Source organism: Parabacteroides sp. FAFU027 (assembly GCF_022808675.1).
In the GTDB taxonomy this organism is placed as follows: Bacteria; Bacteroidota; Bacteroidia; order Bacteroidales; family UBA7332; genus CAXXIC01.
Genome location: NZ_JAKZKV010000012.1, coordinates 23385 through 35888 on the forward strand (window position 1 = coordinate 23385; position 12504 = coordinate 35888).

The 12504-nt window shown below is 40.3% G+C and carries 10 protein-coding genes; all 10 read right to left on the reverse strand.

Features of this window, described 5'->3' with window-relative positions; translation table 11 throughout:
* Nucleotides 1–82: 82 nt before the first annotated feature.
* Nucleotides 83–847, reverse strand: a complete 765-nt coding sequence (locus MLE17_RS15535; protein WP_243349642.1) for a YdcF family protein — start codon at nucleotides 845–847, stop codon at nucleotides 83–85.
* Nucleotides 848–960: 113 nt separating this feature from the next.
* The gene (locus MLE17_RS15540) at nucleotides 961–1710 is read right to left on the reverse strand and encodes a carbohydrate deacetylase (RefSeq protein WP_243349643.1); all 750 of its coding nucleotides are present in this window, start codon (nucleotides 1708–1710) and stop codon (nucleotides 961–963) included.
* 175 nt (nucleotides 1711–1885) lie between these two features.
* On the reverse strand, nucleotides 1886–3028 hold the full coding sequence (locus MLE17_RS18930; protein ID WP_243349644.1) for a glycosyltransferase family 4 protein: 1143 nt from the start codon (nucleotides 3026–3028) through the stop codon (nucleotides 1886–1888).
* A gap of 296 nt (nucleotides 3029–3324) precedes the next feature.
* On the reverse strand, nucleotides 3325–4323 hold the full coding sequence (locus MLE17_RS15550) for a glycosyltransferase family 4 protein (RefSeq protein WP_243349645.1): 999 nt from the start codon (nucleotides 4321–4323) through the stop codon (nucleotides 3325–3327).
* Nucleotides 4320–5708 (reverse strand): hypothetical protein, encoded by a 1389-nt coding sequence (locus MLE17_RS15555; RefSeq protein WP_243349646.1) that lies wholly within the window; start codon nucleotides 5706–5708, stop codon nucleotides 4320–4322. Before MLE17_RS15555 ends, MLE17_RS15550 begins: the two co-directional genes overlap by 4 nt.
* Nucleotides 5678–6847, reverse strand: coding sequence for a glycosyltransferase family 4 protein (locus MLE17_RS15560; protein WP_243349647.1), 1170 nt, complete (start codon nucleotides 6845–6847; stop codon nucleotides 5678–5680). Before MLE17_RS15560 ends, MLE17_RS15555 begins: the two co-directional genes overlap by 31 nt.
* A gap of 1230 nt (nucleotides 6848–8077) precedes the next feature.
* Nucleotides 8078–9394, reverse strand: a complete 1317-nt coding sequence (locus tag MLE17_RS15565; RefSeq protein WP_243349648.1) for a hypothetical protein — start codon at nucleotides 9392–9394, stop codon at nucleotides 8078–8080.
* Entirely contained in the window at nucleotides 9394–10620 is a 1227-nt protein-coding gene (locus MLE17_RS15570; RefSeq protein WP_243349649.1) for a hypothetical protein, read from the reverse strand. The genes MLE17_RS15565 and MLE17_RS15570 overlap by 1 nt, the downstream gene beginning before the upstream one ends.
* Before the next feature lie 3 nt (nucleotides 10621–10623).
* Nucleotides 10624–11574, reverse strand: coding sequence for a glycosyltransferase family 2 protein (locus MLE17_RS15575; protein ID WP_243349650.1), 951 nt, complete (start codon nucleotides 11572–11574; stop codon nucleotides 10624–10626).
* Nucleotides 11571–12455, reverse strand: coding sequence for a glycosyltransferase family 2 protein (locus MLE17_RS15580; RefSeq protein ID WP_243349651.1), 885 nt, complete (start codon nucleotides 12453–12455; stop codon nucleotides 11571–11573). The genes MLE17_RS15575 and MLE17_RS15580 overlap by 4 nt, the downstream gene beginning before the upstream one ends.
* Between the last annotated feature and the right edge of the window lie 49 nt (nucleotides 12456–12504).

Consider the following 12504-nt stretch of genomic DNA (forward strand, 5'->3'; position numbering starts at 1 on the left):
AGAAGACACAAAAAGAGAATGTCCATTTTCCACTCATCATTCTACACTCTTCATTCTTCATTTTTAATTCTTCATTCTTCATTTAAACATACCCTTTAATCCGGTAAACAACAAAGCCAATCCACTCTTTGATGACCAGCTGCCAGTTATAAAGCATAACAGGATCCGGAATAAAGAAATCTCCAGGTGTATAACCATCGACACTTTGCAAACAATCCGTACTGTAAGGAATCACAGCAAATCCTGCTTTTTCAAAACATCTCTGCGCCCGTTTCATATGAAAAGCCGAAGTTACCAGAATTATTCTTTTTCTCCAACCCTGACCGGAGAATGCCTTTTGGGTGTATATCGCATTTTCATACGTATTCCGGGAGCGAGCTTCAATGCACAGATCACTATCCGGAACTCCGATATGACTCAGATAATCCTTCAGATACTCCGCTTCCGGCTTCTCTTTGATCAGAATATTCGGAGAGCCACCACTGATTACGATTTTCCTGACCTGCCCCGTTTTATAAAGCTCCAGTGCCTGAAAGAGCCGGTCTCCACTCTGGAAATAACGGACTCGCCCTGTTACCTCGTGATAAGCAGACATACCTCCCAATACGACTGCAACGTTTACATTTCCCGGCAAAGCATTCCGGTTAGTAAACGGATATTCCCATTTTCGGGCAATCCAACCAAACAAAACCGGATTCATAAACAGCAACAAAATAACAAATGCTGCTATTCGTAACCGTCGTTTTCTCCGGACGGCTTTCGTCTTAAGGCTCACGGCCAGAATCAGAAGGAACCAGATAAACGGTGACAGCAACGAATAAAATAGCTTTGATGCGATAAAAAACATGGTAATCTTTTCTTCCCCTTAATTCTTTGATTTATTAATTATTCTCCCCATTCTTCATTCTTCATGTTAGAGACGCGGCAGGCCACGTCTCTACATTTCTGTGGTAAAATCAATCACCATATATTTCTATACGAAATCAATTCCTCTCCTCTTATCGCATCTACAACTTTGGAATACGGAACATCCATATCCAAAATACCCTCTTCTGATAAAACCGGATGTACCGCAATTTCAACTATGGATGTTTCCGGAATCCGATGTCTGTATTTTTCAAAATCCGAAATAGAGCCCAAATAGTTACTGGTAACCGCAATTTGTCGGATTTTGTTATTCAGCAGTCTTTTGTAAATATTCTTACCCCAAGAAACCTCTTCAAACATATTCCGTGTCAGCCTGATGCTGTTTATTTCATATTTTCTCAATAACGGAATCAGTATCTTGAAAATCGAATAATTAGTATGGATGTGATGATGCGAATCTATATGCTTTAAATCAAAACCATACGACAAATATTTTTCTATTTGAGCCGAGAATTCTAGTCTCACCGCATCTTCTTCTTTTTTATTCAAATAAAAACGATGAATCCCCCGGTGAAATCCGGTATTAAAATTCCCATCAGAATCGCAGAAAAGTTTTTGACCCCGTATAGGATCTGTCAATGGAAAACCATCGGTTAAGTTCAAATGCAATCCAATCCGGTCCGAAAAACCGTTCAGAACAGAGAGACCAACCGCCTCATCAGTTGCAGGCATATTGACCATTAATGTCGTATTAGAACAGGCTTGCTGCTTGATTACAGTTGTTATCGCCTGGTTTACATCCGCACTAAATCCAAAATCATCTGCATTTACTATCAGTTTCATAATCTTATTAATATGAGCGAAACGAGCGGGTAGGCACTCGAAATCACGCTCAATAAATACCTATCTATAAAAACCTCTCACTTAATTCCTTAATTCTCTTAATTATTTTCATTCTCTCCCCCCCATTTTTCATTATTCATTATAGAGACGCGGCAGGCCACGTCTCTACACACCATCAGGATAAATCAAATAACAGTCTGTTTGCCGCTATCAATTCCGGATTCTCGCAAAATAATCGTGCATATTCCGATGCTGCAGATGACCACACCTGATAAACAGCCTGATCCATCTTTGCTGCGGTCTCAATGGCCCTCACCAAACCATCCGGATCATTTAGCGGGATATCCCAGCCCAGATTCTTGTCGATTAACCCTTTCCACGGTGTCATATCCGAAATGATAACCGGGCAACCACAAGAAAGCGCCTCCAGTATAGCATGTCCAAAATTCTCCCCTTCCGAAGGCATAATAAAGAAATGGTAATCCTGCAAGACATCCGGCACCTTCTCTCCATCGATACTCCCTTTGTAGTTCACCTTCACACAGGCGGGTAAACCGTTGATGACCGACAGACACTCTTCCCAATAGGCCTGATCATATACCGGACCATACAAATCCAGTATAACCTCTCCCGTTTGCACTGTTGACAAAGCGTGCAGGGCATGCAACGTCCCTTTTTCTTTGGAAATGCGGGCAACGGATACCAGTTTCAATTCATTGGCCTTTTTGGTACGGCTATTTGGGGTTTGCACCTGTATCTTCCGGGGTAAATTGGGGGCAACAATCACCGGTTGTCCCTGACCGGTAATCTCCCGGATATATCTTTGTTCATCATCATTTGTGGCATGAAAGGTTACGTTCCGGTATAAATTGAGCATTTTGGCAAATGCCAGAAAAACCTTTTTCTTGGTCTTCTTCACCGAAAACGCCTGCGGATTTAGCATCCCACGCGCAGCAACGATAATCCTTACCGGACAATTCCTCAATAACAACAGTGGCAGAACCGAAAATTTCCACGAATAGATGCCGTTGATATATACCACATCATAAGCAGTCTCTTCGATCAGCTTCTTCAGGGTCTCTCTGTTTAACTGATCCTGTGAAATATAATAGACCTCCGTATTGGCTGACCACCTGTTCCATTGATTGCCGGCAATCTCCGGGTAAGGCTCAGTCGAACAGTAATCGGTATCGCGGGTAATGACTTTGAATTCATATTCCCCTTCGAAATGGGCGATCAGGTTGGCATAAGAGCGAACCGGCCCCCCCGACTTCGTACCGGGCAGAAACCAGTCTGTAAATATCAGTATTTTCCTCACAATGTATTTTTATTGACAAATGTAGATATTCGGCCTCAACATCACGGGTCCGTTATCTGAATGAAACCGTAGAATGTTTGCGCCTCACACCGGGCAGCGGCCTCACACCGGACAGCGGCTTCATGCCGCTTGCCGGATTGGTAAATATGGTAATTCGTTTCTTGAATTATGAAATATGCAATTTTTAAATAGGGACGCGGCTGGATATTAATTGGGACGCGGTTGGCTATAAATAGAGACGCGGCAGGCCACGTCTCTACAGAATACCGTCATTTGCTAATTTGCTAATTTGCAAATTAGCAAATTCCTCCTATCTCCTTATACAGATCAATATACTGCATAGCGACAGATTCCGGGGTGAAACGTTTTATATTTTCCAGACCTTTGGCAATCAAACCGGCTCTCAGCGTTTCATCAGAGATGATCCGGTTTACGGCATTCCGGATATCATCTATATTCAGGGGATCGACTAACAGGGCTCCTTCTCCGGCTACTTCCGGCATAGAGGCTACCCTGGATGTGATTACCGGACGTCCGGTAGCCTGTGCTTCAAGAATAGGCAGACCAAATCCTTCATAGGTAGAGGCAAAACAGACCAGGTCACACACCCTGTAATGCTCTATGATACGTTCAAAGGGAATAAAAAACTCATTCTGATATAATATACCGCTTTGATCCAGCTGTTTATGTTGCGCTGCTGTCAATTTCCCAATGATCATCAACTCGCAGTGTATTCCTTTCAACGCTTCGATAGTCCGCTCCAGATTCTTATTGGATTTAGTCCCCAGATGCAGTATCCGCGGACATGCGCTTTTAAAAGGTTTCGGATCGTGATCAATCTGTTGTCTGTATGCGTTGGGGATGACCCGTATTTTTCGTTTTGCAAATGGGATTAACCTCAACACCTCTTGCCTGGAAAATTCCGAAATTACCGTTATCCTGTCCACACACAGGGCCGGTAACCAGAACCACAACAGTTTGATCAGAAACTGTTTGATAAAATTCCCCTGCAATGCCGATCCCGTATCATGTATGGTCAGTACCGACGGAGACGAAGTACCCAACGCAACATAATGAATATCACCGGTAATATGCCTGATGCCCCGGCCTGTTTTTCGGACTGCACAAATATTGGAAATGATCGCCTTGATTCCACCTCCGCTCTCCTTTACATGAAATGAGGCAGTCGGGTATAATTCCGGATCCAGACACTCCATTACACCGTAAAACACCTGCTCGATACTATTACAGCGGGGGCTCTTTTTCCGGAATATGTACGTAATACGCTCCTTCATATTGTCCAGTTCAGTCTTTTTCTGGCATACCAGATAAACAGGGCAACCATGATCAAACTCTTTATCAGATAGTTAAATACCACATAAAACTCTGTTTCGGCTTTTACTACCTGAAGAAATATCATCGGCAACCAGAGAATCAGCGAAGGGTATTTACGCGCATAGTTTATCGTTTGGGATAAAGCAAATGAAAAGATAGCCCCCACTGCAAACATAAACAGCCAAGCTCCTGTCACACCGTAATTAGCATATCCTTCACCCAAAACACTAATTCCCATTGAGGTCCCATGCAATTCATAGCCTGTAAACCGGGTGTAATTCTCCTGCCCGCCAGCCTTCTTTTTATCCGGATTGAGAAGACGGGGAACCAATGCATCCCTGATGGCCACTTTTACCGTTTCTCCATTTGCAAAAGGTTCCTGAATGGGCACATAATCCATAATTCTGCTGATAATCCATCCCTGATTGATCCGGAAAATAAATGTTTCGACCACATTGTGCCTGAATATATCTCCTTCGGACATTTGCTCTGAAACTAATTCACGATAAGCGCTAATCTCATTCCCTTTAACAGCCCCGCTCCATACTTCACTCCGGAATTGCATTTTCACCAGTTGTATAATGAAAATCATAAAGAAGCCTCCAACCAAAAATAACACCTTGGTTTTCATGCTTATTTTCAAATAATAGGCCAGATAAATCCCCAGAAACAGCGACCACAAGATCAGGTCATGAAACATTGCCATTTTTAATGCAGCCAGACAGGTTATCAGATAAACACCGCCCAGAACCCACCATTTACGTTTGGCATGATCTGAAAACAATACAAAAAGGAATCCGACATATTTAAAGACCTCCAACAGACAAAATATAAAGTCCAGATATAACGGAAGCATTTTCCCGACAAAAGGAGCCACTATCCCGATCCCGATCAGCACATAGGCATACTTCACAGGAACATCTTTCAGGAAACGGAGACTGCTTCTGATGATAGCCTGCTCCTGTCTGTTTTTAAACAAAGTCAGTCCAAACCAGAAAAGCAGGCAGCCGGGTACTGCAAGATGCATATAAGTATCTTCATCCACATACATGTGGTATTTAAAATGCGTATTGTAACCGGAATAGGCTAATATAGGCCCCACGATCCACTGCAGAGATGCTATCAATACAATGACCGTATCGATAGGGAAACGATATTCCAGTTCAACGATAAACCGGAATAACAGAAACACAAACAGGGTCAGTCCCACAGCAGATAGCCACCCGTGTGTAACGAAAAGGCTCAGGATGAAAAATACAGGAATCAGGTATCGCCGATCCTTCTTTATGTCTGTGATATCCCGATAGCTAATATTTAGTCTTTTGTTGCTTCGATTGCTTTGCATATATTCTCAAAATTCCACGCTTCAATTACTTCACGGGCCTTAATCCCCATTTTAGAGATATCCTGATTCAATATTAAATTCAGCTTTTCCTTCAAATCTGCATGATCTCCACTCCGGAATATGGCGCCATATTCTCCAGATACCAAGTCATTGGCACATCCTACTTTATCACTGACCATTACCGCTCGGGAACAGGCCATCGCTTCATTGACCGCAAGCCCCCAGGTTTCGCTTCGTGAAGGTAAGCAATATATATTACCTAGACGATATACCACAGGCATGGCTGACTGATTCTGAAATGGAAGAAAGGTGATATGAATATCTGAGCCGACCATTTCTCTTAATGTAGATTCCAAAGGGCCACTACCGACCATAAGTAGTTTAATCCGTTTTGTTTCTCCTTTGGCTTGTAACTCGTCATTGATTTGCTGAACGGCAGAAATCAACAATTCCGGATTTTTTAAGTCGTAAAGTTTACCACAGAAAAGGACGACAATATCATCGTCATTATACCCCAACCGGTGCCGCCATGCTTTTGCCTGTTGTTCATACTGTTTTTCCTCCGAATCAAAAAAGCGGTCATTATCTATGGCATGAGGGGCAAAAACAAGTTGTTCTTCTTTTAACCCGTGAGCCTGAAAATACTTTTTATTCTCAATACCCACGTAAAATGCCCGGTCAACATAACGATAGATGTATCTCAGATAAACACGTCTTAAGACAGTCTTTATTCCAAAACGTTCATTTAACAGCGTGGAGTCTCCCCGGAAATTCACAGGAAGTTTACCCTTAAAATGTTTCATCACCTCCAGATGGCTCTTCAGGTACCAACCAAATACCAATACCTCATCCGGATTCCACTGTTCTACAGCTCTAATCAGGCCGGGACAATCTATCCCGTTCTTATGATGAGTTCCGGGATCCGTAGATCTGTTTTCTACAAACTCATACTCATATCCGTCCAATAGTGGAATATCCCATTTAATTTCCTGACCGAATGTTTTGTCCTGCACCGCATCTTTTGCCTGTGACCAGGTGTAAAACACCTTCACCTGTATGCGTTTTCGCTCCGCCAGCATTTTAAACCAGGGTGCGTTGTATTGAATGGGATGGGTGGTGATTATTGCGAGTTTTTTCATTATTTTCTTCCCACATAGGCACAGTAGGCACATAGGATTCACATAGATTTTTCTATTGTGTTCTATGAATTTACGTGGTTTATATATTAAGTAGTAGGATTGAATAAATATCGTATTAATCTACTTTTCTATTTTTCACCCCTAAATCCCCTAAAGGGGACTTACTGTAGTGCAAACAATGAGTTTTGTACCTTATAACTGTAAAAGCCGTAGTTAAATTCAAAATTACACTGCGGTAAAAGAAGGGTTTCCAAAATAAAAATAGTCTGTTCAAAAAGTAGCAGTAAGGACTTCCCGCCCCAAGCCCCTAAAGGGGATGTTTGGAAGTGCAGATCTGGACCGAAATCCCACTCTTCAAAGTCCCCTTTAGGGGAACCAACGGTCATCGACCAAAGGGAGATAATTAGGGGCGGGAAGAACAGACGAACTATCAATATGGAAGTTTGATTATAATCGAATTGACTTTTGAGACAGTAAATATGACTATAATTTAAGCTCATTACTTATAGTCAAGCTACTTTGGAATGCGAAACTGCTGAAACCTCTAAAGATACTAGATACTAGATACTAGCTATACGATATCTGCTTGGCCTATATTATTCGTGTCGGTGCTATAAATATTATAAGTAGGAAGCTCACATACCCACCCCGGAGGGACAAACACAAATACCAAACTGCCTAAAAACTGCCGAGTGAGGAGCCCATCCTCAAATGCTCCTATACCGTACAATAATCTATGGGCGAGCGAGCGAGTTTTTTTAGGCTATGTTTTTTTGTTACTTTTTTGCGCCAAAAAAGTAAAGAAAACGGAGTAACCTGTTCACAAAGCTCTGATGTTCAGTCCTGCTCTTCACTTCGAATTCGCAAATCAAAACGATATGACTGATACTAGATACTAGCTATACGATATTTGCTTGGCCTATATTATTCGTGTCGGTGCTATAAATATCATCCGGAGGAAGCTCGCATCCCCACCCCGGAGGGACAAACACAAATTCCAAACTGCCTAAAAACTGCCGAGTGAGGAGCCCATTCTCAAATGTTCCGATACGGTAGAATAATCTATGGGCGAGCGAGCGAGTTTTTTTAGGCTATGTTTTTTTGTTACTTTTTTGCGCCAAAAAAGTAAAGAAAACGGAGTAACCTGTACACAAAGCTCTGATGTTCAGTCCTGCTCTTCACTTCACATTCGCAAATCAAAACAATATGACTATATGCTCATTATTTATATCACAAAACACGTTCAATAGCTTCCACCAACATTCTTGCAGATTCTTTTGATGAATACTTATCCAATGCTTGATAATTAGGTTGCCAGGATTCAGACGCTAATCTTTTCAAAATAGAAGCTTTTATGGCATCTGTGATTTCAACCTCGTTCATTTCTTCAGTATATTCTACTAAAAAATCATCCGCATTACACTCCTTCAGCACCTGCACCGCCGAACTCTCCTTATGGAATATCGCCCATACCGGACGTTCGCTAAGCACAGACTGATATGTCTTGGAAGCCGTATAGTGCTTCTCCGTCGAACCGATCACCATAACAGTATCTGCTAATGACAAATAGTTCAGAATATGCAGGAACGGCATGCGCTCCCTGTTTTCCGTAACAATATCAGCAATTCCACTCTCTTCAGCATAAGCAGTAATTCTTTTAGCCGGATACAAACCCGTTCCCAGGAAATAGAGCCGGATCGATTCATCCCATGCCTTTTCCTTTCTCAATTGGGCGATCGCCTCAAAAAAGCATTTCATAAAGAGATGGGAATTGGGCAGGAAAGCGCCGGCATACAACCAGATTTTACACGGACCTTCTTTTCCCCAAGGCAATTCCAAATTATCCAGCTTTACCTTATGATCGTTCGGATCGAAACCGTAAGGCATCCCCACGTGAGTGAAGGGTTTGTTTGTATTGGAATTTTTGAGTTGAGAGTTATGAGTTGTAAGTAGTGAGTCGTGAGTCGTGAGTGGTGAGTATAGGGTTGGAAAGTTGCGCTGAATCACCGACTCGTAATATGGAGTCGATACTCCGGAAATCAGACTCACTTTCTTTACTGCAATCGGCTCAAGTATCCTGGCCACCCATTGACTGAGTTGCATCCTTATGCTCTTCTGATTGGTCATATCCCTTACCCAGGGATCAATGTAATCAATGCCGTAAGGTACTTTTGTTTTTTCGTAAAGAATGCGCCCCAACAACCCCATATAGAAGGAAGGAATCGGAATCCAGATAAAATCAATCTGGTTTTCCCGGATAACCCGTAGCGCCTCTCTTTGGATCTGAAAGAACGCCCGTAATCCAATATCTCCAATAATACGGGGGCTGGTTACAGGAAATGCTTTTACCCTCGATACGATAAAGTCAGAAGAAAAGATCTGTTCAAAATCAGGATCAGGAGTTTCTTCTAAATACTCCGGTTGCACTGTGACGACATAAGGCTGCCAGCCAAGCTCTTTCAAATAATTACCTATTAAACGGGGACGCTGTACACCGGCAAGGTTAGCGGGATGCCAGTGGGGGTATATGATAAGAATGTTTTTCATTAATTATTTTCATTACTGACTACAACCTCCTGCCAGAGTAGATTTAATTTATTATGTTCGTGCTCCCAGGATAACATTTTTGCCAAACGGAAGCGATCTTTACTATTTCTTCTTATTTCTTCCGTGTTACATATCAGCTCTTGAATCTTGATTCTAATAGACTCTTTATCTTGCCCAACAAGTTCTCCACTCCACGGATATTCATTTAAGAACCATTCCTGACCTTGGGTATTTGTTGCCAGAATATAGAGGCCCGCCAGAGCATAAGCATATATCTTGTTAGTTAAACAAATATTGCGGTTAAAATCAGCCTCATTAATTTCCAACGCTAATCCAATATCATACTTTGCCAATTCCAAATGTAATTCTCTCTGAGGAAGGGGGGTATGGATGAAAATATATTGTTGATTCAAGTTTTTCTCAAAATAAGTTTTATCAAGATTCCCGTACAAGTGAAGTTCAATCTGATTATCTAAACCGTCTAAACTCTCTATCAATATTTCCAGACCTCTCCCTGCTGCAATATTTTGAGAAAACCAGACTAATCTTAGTTTATCGGTCTTAGCTGTATCTGGCTCTATAAATTCTGATTGAGAGAAACTGTTAGCAATATAAGAATGGGGTTTAGTATAAGACTCTTTCAATAAATTGAGTGTTTCCAAACCTATAAGGGGCGAAGCATAACTTAGATACGCAGCATCTGGTAATAACTTTCGCAATAGATATTCCCGTCTTTTCTTTTCATTCTCCTGATCTGTGTTGATCCTCTCTCCGGGATGATAATCCTCTATATCAAATGTAAATTTTGTATTTAGCTCTTTAGCCAATCGATAAGCTGGATAAAGCGCCCCCAAGTTATGTGCAATAATCAAATCGGGCTTATCCTTGATATGTTTTACTGCATTTAATAAAAGCCAAGTTCGTTTATTACTTGCTATGGATGTCAGAAATAAATTGCTTTGTAAAACCGGATATATACGCTGAGCTACCCGCTCTGTTAACGTGCTAAATAGCCACAAAAAAAAAGGCTTACGCCCTGCACTGATATAATGAACTTTTATATTGGATAAGGATGCGATATGCCCCTCTTCAAATGTGTCACTCCAGTTGCAAAGCTTAAAACATATCACTTCACATTGATTATAAGGAGAAGCTGCCTTAACTTCTTTAAGCAATCTGGGATTAGTTGTAAGATTTGCCGTAGTGATAAAAAGGAGTTTTCTCACAGCCTATTTGAATTTTCTACTTAAGATCAAAAGTCGTTTAGCAATCCTCCAACCCAATATCACACAAAGTAAATTATATACTGCACCACTTTTAATCATTAAATTTGAACCACCATAATAATCTATCCTTTCTATATGTTTTTCGGCCAAGTCTGGAAACAAAGGATACATATCATATAATCTTCTAAAATAAATATTGGCGATTACTTTTCGAACTTTTTTCGAGTCCTCAAAATGCAGCATATTAGTTGCCAATAATCCTGTCGCTTTGAATGTTGACTCAAAATATTTTCTTGAGTTTTGAGAAGTTAAACTTGTAGTTAATCCTGACCGATAAAACAATTGAGCTCCCTTTGTGAAAACAATTCCTTTAGAATTCAATATTATTCGCGTAAAAAATTCAGTGTCGTTATATAATATCAGCTCTTCATGCCATAATCCCGATTTATCGATGATATGTCTGGGTATCAACATTATTCCACACTGCAACATTGGACCATCTTCATCCTGAATTAAGAACTCCATCGGATCCATATCTTTCCAATAAGACATTGGACTCTTTATATCAGTCTGATTTGGTTCGCTTCCAAAGAAACGATACCATTCTCCATAAGCAATTTTCTCATTGTCCTTTTTTAATGCAAGAAGCTGAATTTCAAGGGTCTCTTTTGATATCACATCATCGGCATCCATAAACTTAATATATTCACCAATAGATAAGCTGTATCCGTAGTTAAATGCAGCATCTTGCCCTTTATTTACCTGAGAATAGATCCTTATTCTTCGATCATTTATTGATTCAAGTACATATAAAGTATCATCTGTACTACCGTCATTAACAACAATAAGTTCAAAATCAGCATAAGATTGATTCAGGACTGACTCAACAGTCATGCGGATAAACTTACTTGCGTTATATGCAGGTATTATTACGGAAATCAAAGGATTATTCATTTTATATAGTGTTTAAACCCAGAAAGTAATTCTATCAATGACAGATTTGACAATTTTAATAGCTTGTAAAAATCTAAGATTCTTCGCTCCCCCAATAATATTCGTAGTAATCTCCTGGAATAATTCTGTTTCAATCTCAAATCAGCATTACTAAATTCTTTTTCATGTAAAAAAGAATGGTTCGAATTAAGAGCATTCAATGCTAATTGATATCTAATATTCTGAACTGTGATATCTTTACTTTCCAGTCTAATTTGCTGATCAAGGTGTACACGCCACCATATTAAGGAAGGTTGTAGTTTGACAATTGGATATTTCCCAGCTATTTTCAACCACAATTCATGATCTCCAATATATTGTTTTCCAGAAAAACCTCCCAACTCTTTAAAAACATCTCTCCTTAATATTGCCGCAGAAGGACCACATCCCAATATACTTTTCCCTAAGAATTCATTTCTTATAGTCTCTTTCGGCATTGATAGCTGTGGATAAGGTTTATTATCATCAATTTTATTGAAAGATATCCCCAATGCGGCATCTGGAAATGTCTCCATTGCTTCTACCATATAATCTAAAGAGTATTTGTATATAGTATCATCAGCATCCAAATATTTAAGATACTTACCTTTTGCAAAACTTGCAGCTTTATTCCTATTTGGATAATCACCCAGATTCTTCTCATTCACATATAATCTGATACGAGAGTCTATTTCAGTATATTTTTTAGCAATTTCTACGGACTGATCTTTACTTTGATCATCGACTATTATTAATTCCCAGTTTTGATACGAAGATGCAATTACACTATCTATAGCTTCCGCAATATACTTTTCACGGTTATACACGGTCATTAAAACTGACACTAGAGGGCTATTATTCATATATAAAGTTGTGATTAAGCGTAACTCACTGATTTAATACATCTTGCAC